The organism is Bacillus swezeyi (assembly GCF_030908325.1).
GTDB classification, from domain to species: Bacteria; Bacillota; Bacilli; order Bacillales; family Bacillaceae; genus Bacillus; species Bacillus swezeyi.
The window spans coordinates 1924999-1947702 of record NZ_CP133085.1 but is presented as its reverse complement, the minus strand read 5'-3'; the positions used below and the strand labels follow the sequence as shown (position 1 = coordinate 1947702).

Sequence of the window (22704 nt, the reverse complement as noted above, 5' to 3'; positions counted from 1 at the left end):
TCAACACCCCGTAAGCAGTCTGGCAAATGATGCATTCGACAAGTAGCGGATATCTTCAGGGACGTTCTGGCCGTTTGTCATATAGCCGAGGCCGATTTTCGATTCAGCAAGCAGGTTCATGACGCTCCCCAATGAATCGGTTTCATCCACTTTCGTGAAAATCAATTGATCGATCGGGATGCTTGAAAACTGCCTGATAAGCTCTTTCATATCTTCGTATTTGCTTGTTGCGGACAAAACGAGAAATGCCTGAATCCGCCGCTCAAACGGAATCATGTCCTTCAGTTCCTTGACATATTGTCCGTCTTTAAAATTGCGGCCCGCCGTATCGATAAAGACATGGTCGAAATCAGCGAATTTTTGCTGTGCAGCTTTAAATTCCTCTTTCGTATAGCACACTTCAAGCGGAGCGTTCAGCAGCTCTGCGTATGTTTTCAGCTGGTCGACCGCCGCTATCCGGTACGTGTCCGTCGTAATAAAGGCGATCCTTTTTTGCTCTTCCAAAACAGATGAAGCGGCAAGTTTGGCTAATGTCGTTGTTTTGCCGACTCCGGTCGAGCCGAAAAGCACGACATATTGAGAACGAATCGCCAAGCCTTCATCGAGATTTTCGGGAAGGAGCTCGGCTAAAGCGTCTGTTAAGCGTTGAAGCGCCTTTTCTTCCGTCCATTCTTCTCCGTTTCTTAAAGAAGTACTGATCAAACGGCCCAATGCTTTCGTTCGGATGGCTGGCGATACCCCTTGTTTAGCCAGGAGCTGGTCTGCTTTTTTCAGCGGCTCTGGCAGCACATCGACAGGCTGTTCATGATCGCGCTTTTCCAGCAGTTCTTTCAGCTCTTTTACCTGATTGGCCAAATCAAGCTGATCAGACTTTACAGGTAAAGGGCTTTGTTCAGGCAATGCAGCCTTTGGCTGCTTTGGTTTTTTCGCATCGGAGAAGTCCTGATCCAACACAGCTATCACTTCAACACCTTGTTTTTTGATCAAGCCGAAACATTTTCTCTTCTCAATCTTTTTGGAGTTTAAGATAACGGCGTCATTCCCAAGCTCATGTCTAATTTGCTTTGTGGCTTCCTGCATCGAACCAGCTACAAATTTTTTGATTTTCATTGAATATCCACCACTCCGATACTTTGAACTTCTACATTGGCCTCCAGTTCGTTATATGAAAGAACCGGAAGATCAGGGAAATAGCGTTCCAAAAGCTGTTTGACGTACATCCTCACAGGCGGTGAGCAGAGCAGAATCGGCACTTCCTGCCTCAATGAAAGCTGCTCGATTTCCCTTGCTACAGACTGAATGATATTTTCAGAAATGACCGGTTCAAGAGATAAATAGTTGCCGTGTTCAGTCTGCTGGATGCCTTCGGCAACAGCCTTCTCAACGCGTCCAGAGCAGGTCACCACTTTCAGCGTCTCATGTTCCCTTGCATATTGGGCTGTAATCTGCTTAGCGAGAGCCTGTCTTGCATACTCTGTCAGCATGTCTGAATCCGTCGTCAGTTTTCCGTAGTCAGCCAAGGTTTCAAAAATCGTCACCAAGTTCCGGATGGACACTTTTTCTTTCAGCAGTTTTGCCAGCACTTTTTGAATATCACCGACAGACAGCGGATTCGGTGTTACTTCTTCGACCAGGACAGGATACGATTCTTTCAAATGGTCGATCAGCTGTTTTGTTTCCTGTCTGCCAATCAGTTCATGAGCGTGCTTTTTCACTTGTTCCGTAATATGGGTCGAAACGACGGAAGCTGGATCGACGACCGTATACCCGAGCATTTCGGCCTGATCTTTTTGAGATTCAGAAATCCATTTAGCCGGGAGGCCAAAGGATGGTTCGACCGTGTCAATCCCTTCGATCTGATCATCTTCGCCAGTCGGTGACATCGCCAAAAAGTGATCAAGGAGAAGCTCGCCTTTAGCCGCTTCATTTCCTTTGATTTTCAGCCGGTACTCATTCGGCTGAAGAGCGATGTTATCCCTGATCCTGACGACCGGAATGACAAGGCCGAGCTCAATGGCAAGCTGCCGTCTGATCATGACGATTCTGTCCAGCAGGTCACCGCCTTGATTCGTATCAGCAAGAGGGATCAGCCCGTAGCCGAATTCGAATTCAATCGGATCAATATCAAGCAGATGCACAACGCTTTCCGGACTTTTTAACTCGTCCACTTCCGCTTCTTCCTCTAAGATATCTTCCACTTTTTCCTTTTCTTCTCCAGCTTTGGAAAGCATGTAGCCGCCAAAAGCGAGCAGGAACGCCAAAGGTCCTGTCAGCAGAATACCGATCGGCGTGAAGATTCCGAGTAAACAAATCGTTCCGGCTGTCACATATAGGAGCTTAGGATAGGCAAACAGCTGGCCGGTAATATCGTGGCCGAGATTTCCTTCTGAGGCGGCTCTTGTCACGACAATCCCCGTCGCCGTTGAGATCAGGAGTGCAGGCAGCTGTGATACGATCCCGTCCCCTACAGACAGCAGCGTAAAGTGCGATGCGGCATCCTGAATGCTCATCTGCTTTTGCAGCATGCCAATGACAATTCCGAAAATGACGTTGATGAGAACAATAATGATGCCGGCGATCGCATCTCCTTTAACAAATTTGCTGGCACCGTCCATCGCTCCATAAAAGTCTGCTTCACGCGCCACTTTTTCACGACGGACTTTCGCTTCCTGCTCGGTCACCATCCCGGCATTGAGATCGGCGTCGATGCTCATCTGTTTTCCCGGCATGGCATCCAGCGTAAATCTCGCAGCAACTTCTGAAACCCGTTCCGCCCCTTTGGTAATGACGATAAACTGGATGATAATTAATATGATGAAGACGACGAGACCAACCAAAACGTTGCCGCCGACAACGAAAGATCCGAAAGTCTCGACTACTTTTCCCGCATCTCCGTTTGACAGAATCGAACGTGTTGTCGATACATTGAGCCCTAAACGAAACAGCGTAAGCAGCAGCAATAAAGAAGGGAAAATCGAAAATTGCAGCGGTTCTTGCATGTTCATTGTGGTGAGAAGCACGATCAACGCAAGAGAAATATTAACGATAATTAAGATGCTCAACATCCATGTTGGAAAAGGAATGATTAGCATTGACACAATGAGGACAACGCCGGATAAAATAGATAAATCTCTTGCAGACATGCTGTTTCTCTCCTTTTAAAACTAAAAAATTCACTAGATTTTTTGCTTTGTTTTATACACGTAGGCTAAGATTTCGGCAATGGCCTTAAAAAATTCTTCCGGAACGGCCTGGTCAATCTCAACCTGATCATAAAGCGCTCTAGCCAACGGTCTGTTCTCGACCGTCATGACATCATGCTCTTTGGCGATCTGCCTGATCTTCAGCGCCATGAGATCGACCCCTTTAGCCAGGATAAACGGCGCATCCATTTTGTTTTCGTCATATTTAAGAGCGACGGCATAATGGGTCGGGTTCGTGATGATGACGTCCGCCTTCGGAACTTCCTGCATCATGCGGCGCATCGCCATTTCTTTTTGTTTTTGCTTGATTTTGGACTTAATCAGCGGATCGCCTTCAGTCTTTTTATACTCATCTTTAATGTCCTGTTTAGACATTCGAATATTTTTTTCATAATCGAACTTCTGATAGAGATAATCGAGAACTGCAAGAAAAATCAATGCCACCGCTGCCGAAACCCCCATTAAAAAGGTGAGCCAGCCGACAAATGATAATGCCTCCCCCGGAGACAAAAGCGGGGTTCTGAGAATCTTGCCGAAGTTCAGCCATAAAACGGCGAATGTCACTCCGCCGACGATGACGATTTTCAAAATGGATTTTAACAGTTCAACGATCGCCCTGATACTGTAGATCCGCTTGAATCCCTTGATCGGATCGAGCTTTTTTAAATCGGGTTTAACCGCTTCAGGAGCAAATAAAAATCCGACTTGCAAATAGTTGCTTAAAATACCTGAAATGAGCGCCGTCAGCAATATCGGGCCCATGAGCAGGCCGCATTCCAGCACCAAGTCGCGAAACAGCCCGGGAATATTCGCCACCGTCACCTTCATCGTGATCGAATCTTTATAAAACCTCTCGATCAAGCCGATCAAACGATCCCTCATCAATGGCCCGATAAACAATAAGGCCATAAAGATGATGAGAAGCGTGACCGCTGTATTGACATCGGCGCTTTTGGCAACCTGTCCTTTTTTCCGCGTCTCGCGCCGTTTTTTCGGCGTCGCTTTTTCTGTTTTTTCACCTGCGAAAAATTGCAAATCCAACGTCAGCTTCATCCTGCCACCCCAAGCAAACTTAATAGATCTCTCATTGTCCGAATGGCTAATTCGAACACATTCTGCATCATGCTGAACATCACTGCCATACAGATGATGAGCATGATAAAGGTGACCGCGATTTTCAGAGGAAGCCCGACGACAAACACGTTCAGCTGCGGTACCGTTCTCGCCACAATTCCCAGTGCCAGATCGACTAAAAACAGACAGGCCACAACAGGTACAGACAGTTGAAAAGCCGTAATGAACATCGTGTTGAAGCTTTTCGCGATAAACTCTGCAAACTCTTCACTGCCAAACGACAGCGCCAGACGGTCGACTGGGATGTATTGATAGCTGTAGTAAATTCCGTCAAGCAGCAAATGGTGCGCATTCAAGCTCAGCATGAGAAGCAGAGCCATCGTGTACAAAAATTGTCCGACCAGAGGGCTTTGCGCGCCTGTTTGAGGATCAATCACATTCGCCACAGCAAATCCCATTTGAAAATCAATGAATGATCCGGCGATTTGGACGGCTGAAATCATCATGTAGGCAATCAGCCCGAGAAGAAGTCCGACCAGCGCCTCCTTCATGATCAAAAGCATATAAAGTCCGTCAACATCAAGCTGAGGAGGCTTTTCAATCGTGCTGAAACTGACAATCGCAAGAAAAAATGCAAAACCTATTTTATGAACGGCTGGAATTGACCGATAAGAAAATAGAGGCACCGTGACATAAAATGCCGTAATTCTGACAAACACAAGCAAAAAGGCTGGAAATGATTCAATAATTGACATCATGTTAAAACTACCCTGCAAAACGATTTAAATTGGAGAACAGCTCAGTCGCAAAAGACAAAATTGTCGACAGCATCCACGGTCCAAAAATGATCAGTCCCACCAAAACGGCGACAATTTTCGGTATAAATGCGAGAGTCTGTTCCTGGATTTGGGTCGTTGCCTGAAAAACGCTGACGATCAGCCCAACCGCAAGAGCGAGCGCCAACAGGGGCCCGCTGATGAGCAAAGTCACGTACACCGCTCTTTCAGCCATCGATATAACAAATTCTGAATTCATGTTTAGCACCTACTCTAAAAGCTTTGCAGCAAAGATTTAACGATTAAATACCAGCCGTCTACAAGGACAAAAAGCAAAATTTTAAACGGCAGTGAAATCATGACGGGCGGAAGCATCATCATCCCCATCGACATCAAAACACTCGCCACGACCATATCGATAATCAGGAACGGAATAAAAATCATAAATCCCATTTGAAATGCGGTTTTCAACTCTGAGATGACAAACGCGGGAACCATTGTTGAAAGAGGAATATCCTCAACCGCTTCAGGCGTTTCCATCTTTGCGTAATTCATAAATAAAGCTAAATCCTTCTGCCTTGTATGCTTGCTCATAAACTCTTTGATCGGAGCTTCAGCTTTCGTATATGCTTCATCTAAAGTGATCTTGTTGTTCATTAAAGGGGTCAGAGCGTCTTTATTAATCTCTGAAAACGTCGGTCCCATAATGAAAAACGTTAAAAATAAAGCCAGTCCGATCAGCACCTGGTTTGGCGGCATTGACTGCGTTGCCAAAGATGTCCGGACAAAAGACAACACAATGACAACCCTTGTAAAACACGTCATCAGGATCAAGATTCCCGGCGCGATCGAAAATACAGTTAAAAGCAGCAAGAGCCGGACGCTGGCGCTGACATTTCCCGCATCGCTTGAATTAAATAAATCAATAAACTCATTCATGTTGATTTTGGCCTTTCTTTCTGCCTTTTGCATGATTTTGTTTCAGTTCCGAAAGCTGTGCTTTTAATGATTCAGAAAAAGAAGCTTTAACGCCTTGTTTTTGCGCACCCGGAACTTTGACTTGATCCACCCATTTCTGCCATTCGATCTTGCTGCGCACAGCTGCTTCATGCTGTGCGAGAATGTCTTCATATTCTTTTTCATCATCAATCTCTTTCAACAGCTGGATGTTTTCGCCGACACCGACGACAAGCACCCTGTTCCCCACTTTAATCAGCTGCACGGACTTGTTCTGGCCGAGCGAAGTTCCGCCGATATTTTCGACATACTGAAAGGGTTTTAACAGGCGGTTCCGTTTGTTCATAAATTTAACCAAAGCGTAAATCAGAAAAATCACGAACAGCAAGGCGCCGATCATTTTCACAAAATCGAATATGGAAACGGAAGGAGACGGGGGATCGCTCTCCGTCTCTTCCTTAATAGAATGGCTGCTTTTATTCTCGGTTTTGTCTTCTTTTTTCTCCTTGCTTTTGCCGGTATCCTTATCAAACAGCTGATCTACCGTCTGATCGGCGGATTCCTCAGCAGAAGCGGAGGAATGGGGCATGGCGAGAAAGAGAAGAAGGCAAATGCCGGCTATGAAAATAAGAGATTTCTTAAACAAGTTGTACACCCTTTAGCTTAGCGTTTTGTTGATCGCTTCCATGACGCGGTCAGCTTGGAACGGTTTGACGATAAAGTCTTTTGCTCCCGCCTGGATGGCGTCGATTACCATGGACTGCTGACCCATTGCAGAACACATGATGATTTTTGCCTGCGGATCGATTTCCTTGATTTCTTTAAGAGCGGTGATTCCGTCTTTTTCCGGCATCGTGATATCCATCGTGACCAGGTCAGGTGAATGCTCTTTAAATTTTTCAACAGCCTGAGCTCCGTCTTGCGCTTCTGCAACCACTTCAAAACCGTTTTTCACCAAAATATCTTTGATCATCATTCTCATAAATGCTGCATCATCAACTACTAAAATCTTATAAGCCATTATTAATCTCTCCTTAATCAAATCTGTTGTTATCTTAATTTATTGATTCGCTCCGCCTGACTTAAAATGTCCGTTACCCTGACACCGAAGTTTTCATCAATCACGACGACTTCTCCTTTTGCGACAACACGCTGGTTGACGAGGATGTCTACGGGTTCACCAGCTAATTTGTCAAGCTCAATAATGCTGCCGGAGGACAGTTCAAGCACCTCTTTCACACTGCGGTTAGTCCTGCCAAGCTCGACTGTCACCGATAAAGGAATGTCCATGAGCATGTCAAGATTATTGAGATGCGGCTGTGCTTCTGCCTGAGAATCAAATGAGGCAAACTCAGCAGGTGTGACCTGAACAGGCTCAGACACCTTTGTTGTTCCCTGCCGCTTAGGAGCAGGCTCTTTTTTCGGACTCGGCGTTGGCGTTGGTGCCGCTGAAGCGGCCGCTTTTTCCTGAACAGGCGGTGCTTCCTCAGTCTGGACCGGCTGTTCCCCGCTGTCCTGATTCGTTAGTTCATCGATCAGATCTTTCGCAAAGGTGAGCGGATAAAGCTGCATAATATGAGAGTCGATCAGTTTTCCGACTTTCAATCTAAAGGAAACTTTGACAAGCGGATCTTCCTCTGGGATATGATCTGTCCCTTCTCCTTCTTTCACATCGAGAAGATCAACCTCAGGCGGAGAAATATCAATCTTTTTGCTGAAGACGGTGGACATGGATGTGGCCGCTGAGCCCATCATCTGGTTCATCGCTTCCTGAACCGCGCTTAAGTGGATTTCGCCAAGCGACGGATCGGCATTCGTCCCGTCTCCCCCCATCATCAAATCAGCGATAATCGCGGCGTCATCTTGTTTGATGACGAGAAGGTTGTTTCCTGAAAAACCTTCTGTATAGCTCACACCGATCGATACGTAAGGATGAGGAAATTCTTCGTTCAACTGACTTCTTTCAACAACCGTCACGGTCGGTGTTGTAATTTCTACCTTTTGATTTAACAAAGTGGACAAAGCTGTTGCAGAGCTCCCAAAGGAAATATTTCCGATTTCCCCGATCGTATCCTGTTCCATCGGGGACAATCCTGATTCTGGCTGCTCCCCATTATTGTCATCGCCGCCTTTAAGCAGCGCATCAATTTCATCCTGTGATAACCTATTGTTATTCTCCATATTCTTCACCTCTTATGTCGTGATCTAGAATTTGAATCGCAGTTTTTCGATTCATTCGGCCGGCTTGTCCTAGAAATTTCGGTTTATCTCCGACCAAAACAGTAAGAGGTTCTGCTACTGATTTGTCCAAAGTGATACAATCTCCAATTTCTAAATTTAAAAACTCTTCAATGGTCAATTCTGATGATCCGAGTTCTGCGACAATTGGAATGCGCGCCGTCATAATCCGCTTTTCTATCGACTTTGTTTCCTCCGGTTTTGGTTCAATTCTGTCTGACTGCATCCAATAATGGACGGAAAGCTTCGGAATAATCGGTTCAAGCACGACATGCGGGATACACAGGTTGATGACCCCGCTGATATCTCCAATTTGTGTGTTCAATGAAATGACAACGACCGTCTCATTAGGCGAGACCATTTGCACAAACTGCGGATTCACTTCAAAATCGGACATTTCCGGCTCGATTTCTGTGATGGACTCCCACGCATCTTTATAATTCGTGAGGCAGCTTTCAAATAAATTGGACATGATCTTCGTCTCGATTTCCGTCATGCTGTCAATTTTGTTATGGCTTGCGCCGATCCCGCCCATCACCCTGTCCATCATCGTATAGGCGATGGTCGGGTTGATCTCCATCATGATTCTTCCTTCAAGGGGGCGAACCTCAAAAAGATTGAGGATCGTCATGTTCGGAATCGATCTGATAAATTCCTCATACGGAACCTGATCAACCGAGCTGACAGAGATCTGGATATAGGTTCTCAGCTGCGCTGAGAAATAGGTCGTCAACAGCCTCGCAAAGTTATCGTGAATCCTCGTCAGACTGCGGATCTGATCTTTTGAAAAGCGGAGCGCCCGTTTAAAGTCATATACCTTGACTTTTTTAACGGCCTCTTCTTTTTTCAGCTCATCGGCATCCATTTCACCGGTCGATATCGCTGAAAGTAATGCATCGATTTCATTTTGGGAGAGCACTTCTCCTGCCATCTGTTTTTCACCTCCATGGTTCTGTCGAATATCTTTCCTACTGCAGATTAAAGGAGGTAATGTATACTGTTTTTACTTTGCCCTCTTTCATGTAGTGCGAGTTCAGCTTTTCTTTCAGCTTTTCTTTGAAATGCTCTTTTCCCTTGTTTCCTTCAAGATCATCAGCATTTGTATTTGCCAAAAGGGAGATCACCGTATCTTTGATTTGGAAATCCCGTTTTTCAAGCTCTTCTTTCGCTTCTTTAGAATCGGTTTCAAGCTTGATTGACAGGCGGACAACATGATCGGATTTTAAGTTTGTCGTGATTTCGTCGACTTCAACTGAAGATTCCACCACTTCATCGATCGACGGTTCTTGATGTTCATCCTTTTCGCTTGCGCTTCCTTTGATGACAAAGAACGCAGCGGTTCCCAGCACAGCAATTGCCAAAATAATAGTCATCATGATTCCTAGAAGTTTTTTATTCATTCAGATTCCTCAATTCTCTGGTCACAAGAAAGTATTTGGATTTTTTGATAGAAGGACACAATATGGTCTACAACTGTATCTTCATCTTCTCTGACAACAAATTTCTTTCCGTTTGACAATGTGATCGTCGTATCCGGAAAACATTCAATTTGTTCAATCAATATTGCATTCAGAATAAAGGGCTGTCCGTTTAATCGCGTAACTTTAATCATGGTTTATCGAGGGGCGACCTAAGGGGACGCCCCCTCCCTCCTTATCGCTTCAGATTAACGAGCTCCTGAAGAATTTCATCAGAGGTTGTAATGATTTTCGCATTCGCTTGGAAACCGCGCTGTGAAATAATCATTTCGGAAAATTCTTCGGAAAGGTCAACGTTTGACATTTCTAAAGCACTTGTTTGCAGCTTGCCTGATGAACCTTCTCCAGGTGTAACGACTTGCGGATTTCCAGAGCTCAATGAATCGCGGTAAAGGTTGTCGCCCGCTTTTGTTAATCCGGCTGTATTGCTGAATGTCGCAAGAGAAATTTGGCCTGCCGGCTGGTTCACGTTATTCTGATCTACATATGTCACCGTTCCATCTGTTGCGATGCTGAAGCTTTGGGCATCTGCCGGAATATTAATTCTCTGATCGTCTGCCGTTAATACGAACAGCCCGTCAACAGTGACTAAATCACCTTCGTCGGAAAGATAGAAGTTACCTGACCGTGTATAGTATGTCTCATCCCCTGTCCCGACGCGAAAATACCCGTCTCCTGTAATCGTCATGTCAAGCTGGCGGCCTGTTGTGGACGGAGCAGAATTTGTATGAATGATATCGATTGAGCCGATTGTGCCACCAAGCCCTACTTGCTGGCCGTTGACCGAGCCCCTGTCAGCAGTTGAAGCAGATGCACCTGCAAGCTGCTGGCTGACAATATCTTTAAAGGTAACCCGGCTTTTCTTATATCCGGCAGTATTGACGTTTGAAATATTGTTAGCGATGACATCAAGCTTTGTTTGAAAGTTTTTCATTCCGCTAATTCCTGAGTATAGTGAACGTAACATGATTAGTCCTCCCTGTATTCTCTGTTTTTATTTGTCAGAATCGCCGACCGCGGTCACATTCCATGGACTGACTTCGGTTCCGTCATCAAGGACAAGCAAGTATTGGCCCTCTGCGCTTTTGACTGATTTGATAAGCGCTGTTTTTTCCTCTTCGTTGGCATCCTCAAATGTGACTTCTTTTCCAATCCAGCCGACATACATTGACATCGGGTCTTGAAGCCCGACAAACGACGACATCGTTGTATTTAAGTTGGTTAATTGCTCAAGGCTTGAAAAAGTCGCCATTTGCGAGATGTATTCGCGGTCATCCATCGGGTTTAAAGGATCTTGATATTGCAGTTGTTTCATAAGCAATTGCAAAAATTCATCCTTCCCCAAATTTGACCCGCTTGATTTCTCCGTTTTTTTTGCATCAGACAAATAATTGGACGTTGTCGACTGCGTTTTTGTATTTCCTATTTGGGTCCTTGTGTCAACTGATGTATCAGACATTAGATCTCCTCCTCGCTATCCTGGACTCGGGTCTCGATCAGTTCATCCAAAAATTCTCGAAAATCGTCGTTTTCTTGGTCTTTTTCCTGATCCTGCTTCTGCTGCTGGTGATTTTTTTGATCATCACTCGATTGGCCTAAGGTTTGATCTCCATTTTGAACCGGCACGCCAAAGCGGTCTATTTGCACAGCCATGTTTGGCAGGGCCTGTTTGAGATGTGTCAGATTGTGTTCCAAAAGCTCTTTTGCCGACTCGGTCGAGGCAATGATTTTGCTGGAAAACATCCCGTGCTGTTTGACCAATTTAATCGTAATAAACCCAAGATTTTCAGGATTCAGACGGATCGTAAAACTGCCTGTCGATCTCCCGAACGGTGTGAACTTCATCTGTTTCCAGGAGCTCAGAATTTGTTCCGGGAAGTTTTTGGGCTGAGCTGAAGCTTCATCTGCGGTCCCCGCTTGAAGGCCCTGAAGCAGAGCTGTGCCTGTCCGATGCTGGTTCATCAGTCCATTGGATTGAATCGGCTGTTCGTGAAGAACCGGCTTCCCGTTCTCTTGAATGTCTCTGTTTTTCAGAATAAATGACAGAGGTTTATCAGAAATCGGGATATCGGTTTTCTTGTTCATCAGCATGGCTTTCAGTTCGCTTTCCGCCAGCTTCCACTCTTTTTGCCCCGTTTCGGAGCTGTCATTCATCATCTGCTCCATTACACTTTTCAGGCTTTTCAGTTCAGCAGTTGACATGGCCAAAAGCTGAGACTGGCTCGGATCTTTTGTGAAAAATTGGCGTTTGAGCTCCTCTGCCAGCCCCTCGGAACCTGCTTTTGTCTGCAGTGCAGCGAGAAATGCAGGCGCCTTCTCGAATAATTCGGCAATCTGAGAAGCTTTTTGTGATGGCTGATTCTCATGGATCATCAGAGAAAGCAGCTGCTGTATTTGACTAAGAGCGTTGCTATCCGGCAGCTTCGGCTCTTTTGTTTCAGGTTCTTCGCCAAGGGATGCCTCTTCGTTAAACGTTTCCGTTTCTTCAGATGGCTGCATTTCAACGGCATCCCCAAGGAGCGCCCTTAATTTATGTAAGAGTTGTTCGGCCAGTGCCAGTTCTTCTTGAGAAGCGGACACATCATCAAGCGATTGAAAGGCGCTCAGCCAGTCTTCGTCCAATTCAGCTCCGTTCTTTCCGGAGAGGAAATTTTCAAGCTCCTTAAGCAGCTGTTCCAGCTGGCTTTCTGAAGGGTCCTCTCCACCTTTTTCACTGACGGAGAGCATCCCGTTTTCTTGTTGCAGCACGTTCTGAAATAAGGAGCCTGCAAATGTCCGGCTTGTTGTTTTTGCAGATGCATTTTCCGCCGGCGGTAAAGCATCAAAAGAGATCGTGTCAAGAAGCCTCAACCTATTCCCCCCCTTCTTTTTCCTCTTCATTTTTTGCCAGCTTCTCAGTGAAGAGAGCCGCTTTATCAGGAGACATTTTTGAGAGGATTTCCGTCACTTTCTTTTTGCTTAATGAATCTAAAATCTTGATTGCCTCTTGCTCTTTTAATTCGCTTAATATCTTTGCAGCTTTATTGCTTTGCATGCTTTCATAAATTTTGACGACTTTTCCGACCTTCTGATCTTCTGCGTTTTCGCCATCCTGCTCTTTTTCGTCTTTTTCCGTTTTTTCCAGTGAGCTGATTTTTTGTTTGAGCCTTTTAATCTCGGTATCGCTCGTTTTTAAGTCACTCGTCAGCGTTTCGATTTCACTTTTTTGTTCATCGATTGTTTTTTGAAGCTTATCCGCTGTGTTTTCCTGCTGCTTCGCTGCACGATCTTTCTCCTGATTCTCGTCCTTGTTTTGAACAAAATCCTTTACGACGGGAATTTTGGAGGCTGCATCCTGAACGTTAACACCTAAAAGCCACATGCCGACGAACCCTATAATGACTATAAAGATCAGCGGAATGACGACCACAAACAAAAATGTCTGAAATTTACCGGTTTTTTTTTCTTCGGCCATCGTTTTTCTACTCCTAGTTTCCTTGAGTCATGAATTGGGTCATGGAGATGTCGTCCATTTCTTTCAATTCATTTGCTTTGTTTTGTAATGCGTACATTTCAAACTGCTTCTCTCTCATTTTTTCAAATTTTTTGAGTTCAATATTTTTTTCTGTCAGGTCGTTTTGCTTTTCATTCATTTCGTTTCTTTTCATCATGACAAGCTTTTGATAATGGAAAATGGTCGTCTCAAGGTTTGTGACAAACTGCTGATAATGTCTCATTTCCTGAACGCTCATCCCCGTCTGGAGCTTGCTTTCTTTGTTTTTCTCAAGCGTTTCTTTTTGATGCATGCTTTCATAGAGCTTTTCGGCAACCTTTTCAAATTCGGAGACTGAATGTTGATATTCAGCGAATGATTGGTCTTTTTCATTTTCTTTAAGCTCTAACAGCTTTTGAAATTTAAATGAATAAGCCATTCTTAATCCTCTCTTCCTATAAGACTCTTTAATAAGGAAATGCTGTCTTCCAGAACTGCCGCTTCATCGACTTCCTGCTTCAGAAAGCTGATCAGCTTGGGATGAAACTGTATGGCTTCATCAATTTCTCGGGAAGATCCTTTTTTATAGGCTCCGATGTTGATAAGATCCTCTGAATTTTGATAGGTTGACAGCATCTCTCTGAACCGGTTCGCCGCTCTTATATGGTCTTTATCAGCAATATTGGCCATGACCCTGCTGATGCTTTTTAAGATATTGACTGCGGGAAACTGGCCTTTATTCGCCAGACTCCGGTCAAGGACGATATGACCGTCCAAAATCCCTCTGACAGTATCGGCAATCGGTTCATTCATATCATCACCATCGACAAGAACCGTGTAAAAAGCCGTAATCGATCCGCTTTCGGTTGTCCCCGTTCGTTCTAAAAGCTTAGGTAAAATAGCGAACACCGAGGGTGTATAACCCTTTGTTGTCGGCGGTTCTCCCGTCGCTAAACCGATTTCTCTCTGAGCCATGGCAACCCTTGTCACCGAATCCATCATAAACATGACATTTTGGCCTTTGTCGCGGAAATATTCGGCGATTGCCGTTGCGGTATAAGCCGCTTTCAGTCTCATCAACGCGGGCTGGTCAGAAGTCGCCACAACGATGATCGAGCGCTTTAACCCTTCTTCGCCAAGATCTTTCTCAATAAATTCCCTGACTTCCCGTCCCCGCTCTCCGACTAGGGCGATAACATTCAGATCTGCTGCCGTTTGCCTCGCAATCATTCCCATCAGCGTGCTTTTCCCGACACCGCTTCCTGCGAATATTCCGACGCGCTGTCCTTTTCCGACGGTTAACAAACTGTCAATCGATCTGACGCCAACCGCCATTTTTTCTCTGATCGGCGGCCTTTTCATCGGATTGGGCGGCGCCTGATCTGTTGAAACAGGAGCCAGGCCTTTGGGCAGTATACTGCCGTCAAGCGGGGTGCCGAATGCATCGACTACCTGCCCGATCAATCCGGAACCGACCTTGATCCGCAATGATTCGCCAGTTGCTTCAACAATGCTGCCAGGAGCGATGTTTGATGCTTCAAGATAAGGCATGAGAAGAATATTTTGGTCTTTGAAACCAACGACTTCCGCGTTGATTGCTTTCGGACTGTCTCCTTTTGTATAAATCTTGCAGACGTCACCGATCGAGCATTCGGGTCCTTTTGATTCGATCATTAAACCGACGGCCTGTTTGACTTTGCCGTATCGCTTATAAGAATCCGCCGTTTCGATACATTCAAGCAGCTGGCTGAGCATCAACGTCCTTCACCTGCCGTTTCCAGCAGACTGATAAGTTTTTGTTTCAGCTGCTGCAATTGTGTATCGATCCCTGCATCGATTCTTCCGAAGGCCGTTTCAACATAACACGTTCCTTTTGCCGCTTTGTCATCGGCATAAATCGCTATATGGGAACCGTATTGGAGAAGCGCTTCGAGTTCGTTTTTATGGCTTTGAACTTCTGTATAGTAGTCCGGGTCCACATAAATCGAAATGTCATCAAACTCTTTCATTTCAGACAGCACCTGTTTCACAAGGGTCATGAAAGCTGCGTTGTCATCAGACTTTTGACCCCATACCTTTTTGGCCAGGGAAACGGCAAGTGTGACGATTTCTTCGGCAGATTGCTCAATTTTTTCTTCGTAGTCCCGCCTTGCTGTTCTGACGATGGTATTGGCATCTTCCAAATAAGATTCATAGGTTTTTCGAGCCTCATTCTTTCCCAGTTCAAACCCTGCTTCAAATCCTTCTTTTTTTGCCTGTTCAATCAATGCCTCGCGTTCTGTTTCCCAGCTCGATTTTTCCTCTTCGATTTGCCGGCGGCTTTGTTCAAGTTCAGCATTGGCCTTTTCATATATTTTGCCTGCCTCTTGCTGAGCAGATTTGAGAAGAAATTCCGGATCCTGCTCAGCGGAAAAGTCAGCCTCGCTTTCGGGAAGTTTGATTTCCCTTAATGAAATCGTCCGCCGTTTCTTTTCCGGCATTGATGATGATCGCTGTTTAATAATATTAGACAATGATATCATCTCCTCCGCCTCTGGCGATGACGATCTCACCTGCTTCTTCAAGTCTCCGGATGACGCTGACGATTCTTGACTGAGCTTCTTCTACATCACGCAGACGCACAGGCCCCATAAACTCCATTTCTTCCTTAAATGTCTCAGCCATACGCTGCGACATGTTGCTGAAGACAATGTCTTTGACCTCTTCGCTGGCCACCTTCAGGGACAGCAGCAGGTCATCGTTTTCAACGTCGCGGATAACCCTTTGAATGGCTCGGTTGTCAAGTGTCACGATATCTTCAAAGACAAACATCCGTTTCTTGATCTCATCGGCCAGCTCTGGATCCTGAATCTCAAGGGCATCAAGGATCGTTTTCTCCGTTCCTCTGTCAACTCCGTTTAACACTTCCACAACGGCTTCGATGCCGCCGGTCTGTGTATAATCCTGAGTGAAGGTAGATGAGAGCTTCTGCTCTAAAATCTGTTCGACTTCATTGATGATTTCCGGTGATGTCCTGTCCATGACAGCGATCCGCCTTGCAACCTCAGCCTGTACGTCCTGGTTCAGTTCAGATAAGATCTGCCCGGACTGCACAGGGTCTAAGTAGGATAAAATCAGAGCAATGGTTTGCGGATGCTCGTGCTGGATAAAGTTCAGGATCTGCTCAGGGTCTGCTTTTCTGGCAAAATCAAACGGCCTGACTTGAAGTGATGATGTAAGCCGGTTGATAATGTTGGCGGCTTTGTCTTCACCGAGCGCTTTATCAAGCACCTGCTTTGCATAGTGAATCCCGCCTTGTGAAATATATTCCTGAGCGACAGCCGTTTCATGAAATTCCTGGATGATATCATCTTTTTTCTCAGGTGATACAGATCTGACATTTGATATTTCAAGGGTCAGTCTTTCAATTTCTTCATCTGTTAAATGCTTGTAAACCGAAGCTGACACATCGAGCCCTAAGGATATCATGAGAATGGCCGCTTTTTGTTTGCCTGTAAGCCTGTCTTGTTTCGATTTTGCCATTTCAATACTCCTCCTAATCCTCGGTCAGCCAGCTGCGCAGTAATTTAGCGAATTCTTCAGGCTTATCTTTCGCCATTTTTTCAAGCTGTTTTCGTCTGACAGTTTCTTCCGTCTCTTTTTCATTGTTTACATCTTCAACCCTTATTGGTTCCTGCGGCACCTCATACCATTCTTCCTCATACTCTTCATCTGCATTTTTGCGTCTTCTTGCCAGCCAGATGATGAAACCGATCAGCGCAATCAGTAGAGCTCCGCCTGCAATATAAGCCCAAAGCGGAATGCCGCCTGTTTCTTCCTCTTGATCCATTGTCTGCTTGCCGTCAAACGATTGAACAGATACAACGATTTTGTTTTCAACATCTTCGTCTGTCAGAGGCTCTTCCTCATAGTTTTTATCAATTGATGTTTTAACAATCGTAGAGAGGATTTTCTTAATGTCATCTTCCCTTTCGGCAGGGAGTGACTGCGGATTGTCGGCATCAGGCGGTTCAACCATGACCTGAACACCCAAATCTCTGATTTTATAAGGGCTCTCAGCGATTTCTTTGTGAATTCTGTTGACTTCGTTATTAATTCTTTCTTCGCTTTTTTCGTAGTCTCCGTTGCCGTTTTCGCCTTCTGCTTCGGCATAGTTGGTCACATCATTTTCGCCTGTTCCGTTGACGCCTCCGGCTTGTGCTCCCTGTCCGGAATAGGTTTCACTGACGCGTTCTGCACTGACGGTGATCCCTTCCATGTTTTCTTTGTCAACGGGCTCGACCAGGTCTTCCGTCCTGTTTTCTTTTGTAAAATCGATGTCAGATGTAACGGATACAACCACTTTATCCTGTCCCATCATGGTGCCCAGCATCGATTGAACTTGTCTTTGAAGGTCCTTTTCGATTTGAGCCTTGACTTCCCTCTGGGAAGAGTAGCTGTCCGCATAAGAGCCTGATTCTTTGCCAGTTTGATCGTAGTATGTGGAGTTTTGGTCCATAATGACGATGTTTTTCGGATCAAGGTTTGGCACACTTTTCGATACGAGATGATAAAGGCCGTTGATTTCATTCTGATCAAGCGTATAGCCCGGCTTCACTTGAAGTACGATCGAAGCCGAAGCTTCCGGCTTTTCCTCCCCGACAAAAACGGAGTCTTTCGGAAGGTTGATCATGACTTTTGAATCTTTAATGCCCTCGATGCCCTTTATGAGATTTGAAAGCTCGGTTTGGGTCGCTTTCACTTTCAAAACATCAAATTCGTTGTCCGTCATACCAAAACCGGCGTTTTCGCCAAAGAACGAGTAATCGATGCTTCCGCTTTTCGGAAGGCCCTCTGCCGCCAGATCAACTTTCAGTGTATCGACTTTTTCTTCAGGAACTTTGATGACAGAACCGTCGGTTGCAACTTCTGAAGGAATTCCTTTTTCATCGAGGACTTGTTTAATTTGGCCGGTTTCTTCAGCTGACAAATCCTTATATAGCGGCGCCATCTTATTTGACGAGGCAAAAATACCTATGATGATCGACAGGATGACCGCTGCAGCAAAAACGCCGACAATCAGTGTTTTCTGCAGTTTAGATCGATTTTTCCAAAAATCAGTTATTTTCGTTTTAATTTGCAATAAAGTACGATTCATCTTACTCCCCCGGTAGTTACACTAATTCTCTTCGCTTTCAGACTCCTTTCCTACATTTGCATTCTCATGATTTCCTGATAAGCTTCGACCGCCTTGTTGCGGAACTCTGTCGCTGCGGTTAGTGTAACACTAGCCTTCTGAGACGCGATCATGACTTCGTCCAGATTGACATCCTGACCGAGTGCAAGCGCGTTTGTCAGTTTATCAGATTCATTTTGAGATTGGTTTAAAGCATTGATAGAATCTTTCAGCACGTTTGAAAAGCTGACTTGGTTTTCAGAACCGGTCGGCTTGTTATGGATTTGGCTTGTTACGTTTGTTCCCGCTTGTACGGATTGTACTTGAAACGGAGAGATTCCGTTGATCATCAGTGTCATCACCCTACTTTCCGATTTCTAAAGCTTTCATGAGCATTCCTTTCGTTGCGTTCATCGCAGTGACGTTCGCTTCATAAGACCTTGTGCTGCTCATTAAGTCCACCATCTCTTTGAGAGGATCGACATTTGGCATCTGAACATAGCCATCTTCGTTGGCGTCCGGATGTGTTGGATCATATACGAGTTTAAACGGTGTTTCGTCTTCGCTGATATTTGTCACCTTTACCCCTTCACCGATTCTGCTTGAGGCATTCATTGATGATTGAAGGACGGATGAAAAGGATTCGCCTTTTGGAGCTGTCGATACGAGCTTTCTTCTGTAAGGCTGCCATTCTCCGTCCACTCGTTTCGCTCTTGTTGTATCCATGTTTGCCAAGTTGGAAGAAACGGTATCCATTCTGACCCGCTGTGCAGTCAGAGCTGAAGCTGAAATGTTGATGCTATTGAATACCCCCATTATTTACCTCCCGTAATCGCACTCTTGAGTGAATTGAGTTTTCCGCTCATTCTTTCGACTAATGCTTGGTATTGGATCTGGTTTTTCGCCATGTCGCTCATTTCCTTGTCAATGTCGACATTATTTCCGTTTTCCTGATATGATGTCTGATTACTCGACACGACTGAATAATTTGACTCATTGCTTTTAAAGTCAATGTGTCTATAGTCTGTTTTTATAGCATTAAGCCGAGAGGACTCCTCATTCAGCACGTTTTTGAAAGATACTCTTTTCGCCTTATAGTTCGGTGTATCTACATTAGCGAGATTATTGGTTATGACTTTTTGCTTAACATTCGCTTGTTCCAAGGCTCCCTCTAGTCTATGTATTGTTCCTGAAAATATATCCACCACCAAATACCTCCAATCTTTTTCCAGCTGTCTTAAAATCTTGTCGAGAATTGTAAAAACCATAAGCCTATTGTAAGGAATAATAGGCTTAAAGTCTATGATCTGAGCGTAAAAAAAAATCGTAATATATATCTATTTTACGAATAGGTCTTTTGTACTAGATTATAAGGACTATGTAATGTTACAGATGTTAAACTTCTTGAAAATTATATTAACAAAGTTTTATTTCGGTAATTCATCGATTCGAATAAGCATTAATAGCGTTTTATCTGCGAAAAAAATTACTATAGTATAATTAAAAAATGAAATAAAAAAAAGCTGCAGAACATATCGTTCTGCAGCGTCTTTCTTTAATGAGATTTCAACTTTTCTAATTCCATCAGGAATTTGTTGTTTAGGACTTTGATATACGTGCCTTTCATCCCTAATGATCTTGATTCGATGACACCGGCGCTCTCCAATTTACGCAGAGCGTTAACGATCACCGAGCGCGTAATGCCGACGCGGTCTGCAATTTTACTTGCGACGAGGAGACCTTCGTTTCCGTCCAGCTCTTCAAAAATGTGCTCGATCGCTTCAAGCTCACTGTATGACAATGAGCTGATCGCCATTTGGACGACTGCTTTGCTCCGCGCTTCCTCTTCAATTTCCTCAGCTTTCTCCCTCAGAATCTCCATTCCGACGACTGTTGCTCCATATTCAGCAAGAATGAGGTCATCGTCTTCAAATTTTGCTTGAAGACGGGAAAGAATTAAAGTTCCCAGTCTCTCACCACCGCCAATAATCGGAACAACCGTTGTCAGCCCCGCTTGGAAAAGGTCGCGGTTTTCTACAGGAAATGCCGTATATTCGCTGTTGATATCAAGGTTAGATGATGTTTCCGGAATGTTGAACAGGCTTTTCGTATAATCTTCGGGAAATTGGCGTTCTTCAAGCATTTTCTTCATCCGGTCATTTTCAATCTGCTGATTAATAGAGAAACCGAGAAGCTTTCCTCTGCGGCTGACGACGAAAATGTTCGAATCAATTACATCGCGAAGCGTTTCAGCCATTTCTTTGAAGTTAACCGGCTTCCCTGCCGCGTTTTGCAGCATTGCATTAATCTTTCTTGTTTTTTGTAATAAAGCCATAATAAATGATCCTCCTAAATTACTCATATTTAATTGTTTATAAAATAAACTGGCTTAAATCCTTATTCTTGGCGATCGAACCTAGCTTTTCTTCCACATACTGCGGTGTGATGACGACTTGTTCCATCATCACGTCCGGAGCCTCGAATGACAGTTCTTCCAAAAGCCGTTCCAGAATGGTATGAAGCCTTCTCGCCCCGATGTTGTCTGTGTCCTGGTTCACATGATAAGCCACTTCTGCAATCTTACGAATAGCATCGTCAGAAAATTCAAGAGATATACCTTCAGTCTTCAATAAAGCTTTGTACTGCTTAAGAAGAGCATTGTCCGGTTCAATTAAGATTTTCACAAAGTCTTCGATGCTCAGCTTTTTCAATTCAACCCTGATCGGAAAACGGCCCTGAAGCTCAGGAATTAAATCAGACGGCTTTGCCATATGGAATGCGCCTGCCGCAATAAAAAGCATGTGATCTGTTTTGACTGCGCCATACTTCGTCATAACGGTCGAGCCTTCGACAATCGGCAGGATATCGCGCTGCACGCCTTCTCTTGAGACGTCCGCTGAAGAAGATGCCCCGCTTTTTTTGGCGATTTTATCGATTTCATCAATGAAGATGATGCCTGATTGTTCAGCTCTCAGCACAGCTTCCTGAGCGGCTTCATCCATATCGATCAGCTTTGCCGCTTCTTCATTTGTCAGCACCTTTCTCGCTTCTCTGACAGTAAGCTTGCGGGGTTTTTTCTTTTTCGGCATCAGGCTGCTGAGCGCATCTTGCATGTTCATGCCCATCTGTTCCATACCCGAGCCTTGAAGCATATCAAACATCGATGGCTGCTGTTCCTCAACCTCGACTGTGACATAATGGTCTTCAAGTTCGCCGAGGGCAAGCTGATGGGCGATCCGTTTCCGGTTATTTTCAATGTCTGCTTCTTCTTGTTTTTCCGCATCATCATTTTGCTGGTCCTGATTTCCGCCAAACAGCATTTCAAAGGGATTTTTTGTGCCCGACTGTTTTTTTCTTCCCGGTACGAGCAGGCGGACAAGCCGTTTATTTGCATTTTCTTCGGCGATGCCTTTTACTTCGTTCATTTTTTCTTCTTTGACGAGGCGGACAGAGGTTTCAACAAGATCTCTGACCATTGATTCAACATCTCTGCCTACATAGCCGACTTCCGTGAATTTCGTCGCTTCGATTTTCACGAACGGAGCGCCGACGAGCTTTGCGATCCGTCTTGCAATCTCGGTTTTCCCCACTCCCGTCGGGCCCATCATGAGTATGTTTTTCGGAACGATTTCTTCGCGCAGCTTTTCATCAAGAAGACTTCTTCTATAGCGGTTTCTTAAAGCAACGGCAACCGCTTTTTTCGCTTCGATCTGGCCGATGATGTACTGATCAAGCCGTTCGACAATCTGCTTCGGAGTCAGCGGCTTTTTTTCCATATGCCTCATATCCTTTCTACTCAAGTTCTTCTACAATGATTTGATCGTTCGTATACACACAGATTTCACCCGCAGTTTCAAGAGCAGCTCTTGCAATTTGTTTAGCCTCAAGCTGTTCACCGGCATGACGTTTCAGCGCCCTTCCCGCAGCGAGGGCGTAATTTCCTCCGGAGCCGATCGCCAATATGCCGTCATCAGGTTCAATCACTTCCCCTGTTCCTGAAACGAGCAGAAGATTGTCGGCATTCATGACGATCAGCATCGCTTCAAGCTTTCGGAGAATTTTATCGCTGCGCCACTCTTTCGCAAGCTCGACAGCCGCCCGCTGCAAATTGCCGTTGTACTCCTCCAGCTTTGCTTCGAACTTTTCAAAAAGCGTGAAAGCGTCTGCAACAGAGCCCGCAAACCCGGCCATCACTTTTCCGTTAAACAGCTTCCTGACTTTTCTTGCCGTATGTTTCATGACGACAGCCTGGCCGAAGGTGACCTGGCCGTCTCCCGCCATCGCGCTTTTTCCGTTATGCCGGACGGCAAATATCGTTGTTGCGTGAAAAGATGACATAAATGAACCTCCT

27 protein-coding genes are annotated in these 22704 nt (G+C 45.0%); all 27 read right to left on the bottom strand.

Going from position 1 to position 22704, the window contains the following annotated elements; genetic code table 11:
- The 27 genes from flhF to hslV all read right to left on the bottom strand — a co-directional run bounded on the left by flhF (nt 1) and on the right by hslV (nt 22691).
- Nucleotides 1–1110 (bottom strand): flagellar biosynthesis GTPase FlhF, encoded by a 1110-nt coding sequence (flhF, locus tag RBH91_RS09710; protein WP_076760533.1) that lies wholly within the window; start codon nt 1108–1110, stop codon nt 1–3.
- Nucleotides 1107–3143 (bottom strand): flagellar biosynthesis protein FlhA, encoded by a 2037-nt coding sequence (gene flhA / locus RBH91_RS09705; protein WP_076760532.1) that lies wholly within the window; start codon nt 3141–3143, stop codon nt 1107–1109. The genes flhF and flhA overlap by 4 nt, the downstream gene beginning before the upstream one ends.
- A gap of 33 nt (nt 3144–3176) precedes the next feature.
- Entirely contained in the window at nt 3177–4256 is a 1080-nt protein-coding gene (gene flhB, locus RBH91_RS09700) for a flagellar biosynthesis protein FlhB (protein WP_076760531.1), read from the bottom strand.
- Complete coding sequence (fliR, locus tag RBH91_RS09695) at nt 4253–5035, bottom strand: flagellar biosynthetic protein FliR (RefSeq protein WP_307894388.1); 783 nt, start codon at nt 5033–5035, stop codon at nt 4253–4255. The genes flhB and fliR overlap by 4 nt, the downstream gene beginning before the upstream one ends.
- A 7-nt stretch (nt 5036–5042) precedes the next feature.
- Nucleotides 5043–5312 carry a flagellar biosynthesis protein FliQ gene (fliQ, locus tag RBH91_RS09690; protein ID WP_076760529.1) on the bottom strand — a complete coding sequence of 90 codons (270 nt, stop codon included), beginning with the start codon at nt 5310–5312 and terminating at the stop codon, nt 5043–5045.
- Between the two features lie 14 nt (nt 5313–5326).
- Nucleotides 5327–5992: a flagellar type III secretion system pore protein FliP gene (gene fliP, locus RBH91_RS09685; protein WP_076760926.1), complete on the bottom strand. Its 666-nt coding sequence runs from the start codon at nt 5990–5992 to the stop codon at nt 5327–5329.
- A complete protein-coding gene (fliZ, locus tag RBH91_RS09680; RefSeq protein ID WP_307894706.1) occupies nt 5985–6599 on the bottom strand; it encodes a flagella biosynthesis regulatory protein FliZ in 615 nt (204 codons plus the stop codon). Before fliZ ends, fliP begins: the two co-directional genes overlap by 8 nt.
- Before the next feature lie 69 nt (nt 6600–6668).
- Nucleotides 6669–7031, bottom strand: a complete 363-nt coding sequence (locus tag RBH91_RS09675; RefSeq protein ID WP_076760527.1) for a chemotaxis protein CheY — start codon at nt 7029–7031, stop codon at nt 6669–6671.
- Nucleotides 7032–7060: 29 nt separating this feature from the next.
- The gene (gene fliY / locus RBH91_RS09670) at nt 7061–8191 is read right to left on the bottom strand and encodes a flagellar motor switch phosphatase FliY (protein ID WP_076760526.1); all 1131 of its coding nucleotides are present in this window, start codon (nt 8189–8191) and stop codon (nt 7061–7063) included.
- On the bottom strand, nt 8181–9179 hold the full coding sequence (gene fliM / locus RBH91_RS09665; RefSeq protein WP_076760525.1) for a flagellar motor switch protein FliM: 999 nt from the start codon (nt 9177–9179) through the stop codon (nt 8181–8183). The genes fliY and fliM overlap by 11 nt, the downstream gene beginning before the upstream one ends.
- A gap of 37 nt (nt 9180–9216) precedes the next feature.
- Nucleotides 9217–9648, bottom strand: coding sequence for a flagellar basal body-associated protein FliL (fliL, locus tag RBH91_RS09660; RefSeq protein ID WP_076760524.1), 432 nt, complete (start codon nt 9646–9648; stop codon nt 9217–9219).
- A complete protein-coding gene (locus tag RBH91_RS09655; protein WP_076760523.1) occupies nt 9645–9860 on the bottom strand; it encodes a swarming motility protein SwrD in 216 nt (71 codons plus the stop codon). Before RBH91_RS09655 ends, fliL begins: the two co-directional genes overlap by 4 nt.
- Nucleotides 9861–9901: 41 nt before the next feature.
- Complete coding sequence (gene flgG, locus RBH91_RS09650; protein WP_076760522.1) at nt 9902–10693, bottom strand: flagellar basal body rod protein FlgG; 792 nt, start codon at nt 10691–10693, stop codon at nt 9902–9904.
- A 27-nt stretch (nt 10694–10720) separates the two neighbouring features.
- A complete protein-coding gene (gene flgD / locus RBH91_RS09645; RefSeq protein WP_307894385.1) occupies nt 10721–11185 on the bottom strand; it encodes a flagellar hook assembly protein FlgD in 465 nt (154 codons plus the stop codon).
- Nucleotides 11185–12576 carry a flagellar hook-length control protein FliK gene (locus RBH91_RS09640; protein WP_307894384.1) on the bottom strand — a complete coding sequence of 464 codons (1392 nt, stop codon included), beginning with the start codon at nt 12574–12576 and terminating at the stop codon, nt 11185–11187. Before RBH91_RS09640 ends, flgD begins: the two co-directional genes overlap by 1 nt.
- Nucleotide 12577: 1 nt before the next feature.
- Complete coding sequence (locus tag RBH91_RS09635) at nt 12578–13180, bottom strand: MotE family protein (RefSeq protein ID WP_076760519.1); 603 nt, start codon at nt 13178–13180, stop codon at nt 12578–12580.
- Nucleotides 13181–13193: 13 nt separating this feature from the next.
- Nucleotides 13194–13637 carry a flagellar export protein FliJ gene (gene fliJ / locus RBH91_RS09630; protein ID WP_076760518.1) on the bottom strand — a complete coding sequence of 148 codons (444 nt, stop codon included), beginning with the start codon at nt 13635–13637 and terminating at the stop codon, nt 13194–13196.
- A gap of 2 nt (nt 13638–13639) precedes the next feature.
- Nucleotides 13640–14953: a flagellar protein export ATPase FliI gene (gene fliI / locus RBH91_RS09625; RefSeq protein ID WP_307894383.1), complete on the bottom strand. Its 1314-nt coding sequence runs from the start codon at nt 14951–14953 to the stop codon at nt 13640–13642.
- Nucleotides 14953–15720 (bottom strand): flagellar assembly protein FliH, encoded by a 768-nt coding sequence (gene fliH, locus RBH91_RS09620; RefSeq protein WP_307894382.1) that lies wholly within the window; start codon nt 15718–15720, stop codon nt 14953–14955. Before fliH ends, fliI begins: the two co-directional genes overlap by 1 nt.
- Nucleotides 15704–16720 carry a flagellar motor switch protein FliG gene (fliG, locus tag RBH91_RS09615; protein WP_076760515.1) on the bottom strand — a complete coding sequence of 339 codons (1017 nt, stop codon included), beginning with the start codon at nt 16718–16720 and terminating at the stop codon, nt 15704–15706. Before fliG ends, fliH begins: the two co-directional genes overlap by 17 nt.
- A 13-nt stretch (nt 16721–16733) precedes the next feature.
- Nucleotides 16734–18335, bottom strand: a complete 1602-nt coding sequence (gene fliF, locus RBH91_RS09610) for a flagellar basal-body MS-ring/collar protein FliF (RefSeq protein ID WP_307894381.1) — start codon at nt 18333–18335, stop codon at nt 16734–16736.
- Between the two features lie 50 nt (nt 18336–18385).
- On the bottom strand, nt 18386–18703 hold the full coding sequence (gene fliE, locus RBH91_RS09605) for a flagellar hook-basal body complex protein FliE (RefSeq protein WP_307894380.1): 318 nt from the start codon (nt 18701–18703) through the stop codon (nt 18386–18388).
- 13 nt (nt 18704–18716) lie between these two features.
- Nucleotides 18717–19169, bottom strand: a complete 453-nt coding sequence (gene flgC / locus RBH91_RS09600) for a flagellar basal body rod protein FlgC (RefSeq protein ID WP_076760512.1) — start codon at nt 19167–19169, stop codon at nt 18717–18719.
- Nucleotides 19169–19558, bottom strand: a complete 390-nt coding sequence (gene flgB / locus RBH91_RS09595) for a flagellar basal body rod protein FlgB (protein WP_307894379.1) — start codon at nt 19556–19558, stop codon at nt 19169–19171. Before flgB ends, flgC begins: the two co-directional genes overlap by 1 nt.
- A gap of 350 nt (nt 19559–19908) precedes the next feature.
- The gene (codY, locus tag RBH91_RS09590; protein WP_076760511.1) at nt 19909–20688 is read right to left on the bottom strand and encodes a GTP-sensing pleiotropic transcriptional regulator CodY; all 780 of its coding nucleotides are present in this window, start codon (nt 20686–20688) and stop codon (nt 19909–19911) included.
- 37 nt (nt 20689–20725) lie between these two features.
- Nucleotides 20726–22138 (bottom strand): ATP-dependent protease ATPase subunit HslU, encoded by a 1413-nt coding sequence (gene hslU / locus RBH91_RS09585; protein ID WP_307894377.1) that lies wholly within the window; start codon nt 22136–22138, stop codon nt 20726–20728.
- A 7-nt stretch (nt 22139–22145) separates the two neighbouring features.
- Complete coding sequence (hslV, locus tag RBH91_RS09580) at nt 22146–22691, bottom strand: ATP-dependent protease subunit HslV (protein WP_076760509.1); 546 nt, start codon at nt 22689–22691, stop codon at nt 22146–22148.
- Nucleotides 22692–22704 lie beyond the last annotated feature (13 nt).

Coding starts and splice junctions, on each gene's coding strand:
- flhF (WP_076760533.1), bottom strand. CDS start 1,110: ATGAAAATCAAAAAATTTGTAGCTGGTTCGATGCAGGAAGCCACAAAG.
- flhA (WP_076760532.1), bottom strand. CDS start 3,143: ATGTCTGCAAGAGATTTATCTATTTTATCCGGCGTTGTCCTCATTGTG.
- flhB (WP_076760531.1), bottom strand. CDS start 4,256: ATGAAGCTGACGTTGGATTTGCAATTTTTCGCAGGTGAAAAAACAGAA.
- fliR (WP_307894388.1), bottom strand. CDS start 5,035: ATGATGTCAATTATTGAATCATTTCCAGCCTTTTTGCTTGTGTTTGTC.
- fliQ (WP_076760529.1), bottom strand. CDS start 5,312: ATGAATTCAGAATTTGTTATATCGATGGCTGAAAGAGCGGTGTACGTG.
- fliP (WP_076760926.1), bottom strand. CDS start 5,992: ATGAATGAGTTTATTGATTTATTTAATTCAAGCGATGCGGGAAATGTC.
- fliZ (WP_307894706.1), bottom strand. CDS start 6,599: ATGCCCCATTCCTCCGCTTCTGCTGAGGAATCCGCCGATCAGACGGTA.
- RBH91_RS09675 (WP_076760527.1), bottom strand. CDS start 7,031: ATGGCTTATAAGATTTTAGTAGTTGATGATGCAGCATTTATGAGAATG.
- fliY (WP_076760526.1), bottom strand. CDS start 8,191: ATGGAGAATAACAATAGGTTATCACAGGATGAAATTGATGCGCTGCTT.
- fliM (WP_076760525.1), bottom strand. CDS start 9,179: ATGGCAGGAGAAGTGCTCTCCCAAAATGAAATCGATGCATTACTTTCA.
- fliL (WP_076760524.1), bottom strand. CDS start 9,648: ATGAATAAAAAACTTCTAGGAATCATGATGACTATTATTTTGGCAATT.
- RBH91_RS09655 (WP_076760523.1), bottom strand. CDS start 9,860: ATGATTAAAGTTACGCGATTAAACGGACAGCCCTTTATTCTGAATGCA.
- flgG (WP_076760522.1), bottom strand. CDS start 10,693: ATGTTACGTTCACTATACTCAGGAATTAGCGGAATGAAAAACTTTCAA.
- flgD (WP_307894385.1), bottom strand. CDS start 11,185: ATGTCTGATACATCAGTTGACACAAGGACCCAAATAGGAAATACAAAA.
- RBH91_RS09635 (WP_076760519.1), bottom strand. CDS start 13,180: ATGGCCGAAGAAAAAAAAACCGGTAAATTTCAGACATTTTTGTTTGTG.
- fliJ (WP_076760518.1), bottom strand. CDS start 13,637: ATGGCTTATTCATTTAAATTTCAAAAGCTGTTAGAGCTTAAAGAAAAT.
- fliI (WP_307894383.1), bottom strand. CDS start 14,953: ATGCTCAGCCAGCTGCTTGAATGTATCGAAACGGCGGATTCTTATAAG.
- fliH (WP_307894382.1), bottom strand. CDS start 15,720: ATGATATCATTGTCTAATATTATTAAACAGCGATCATCATCAATGCCG.
- fliG (WP_076760515.1), bottom strand. CDS start 16,720: ATGGCAAAATCGAAACAAGACAGGCTTACAGGCAAACAAAAAGCGGCC.
- fliF (WP_307894381.1), bottom strand. CDS start 18,335: ATGAATCGTACTTTATTGCAAATTAAAACGAAAATAACTGATTTTTGG.
- fliE (WP_307894380.1), bottom strand. CDS start 18,703: ATGATCAACGGAATCTCTCCGTTTCAAGTACAATCCGTACAAGCGGGA.
- flgC (WP_076760512.1), bottom strand. CDS start 19,169: ATGGGGGTATTCAATAGCATCAACATTTCAGCTTCAGCTCTGACTGCA.
- codY (WP_076760511.1), bottom strand. CDS start 20,688: ATGGCTTTATTACAAAAAACAAGAAAGATTAATGCAATGCTGCAAAAC.
- hslU (WP_307894377.1), bottom strand. CDS start 22,138: ATGAGGCATATGGAAAAAAAGCCGCTGACTCCGAAGCAGATTGTCGAA.
- hslV (WP_076760509.1), bottom strand. CDS start 22,691: ATGTCATCTTTTCACGCAACAACGATATTTGCCGTCCGGCATAACGGA.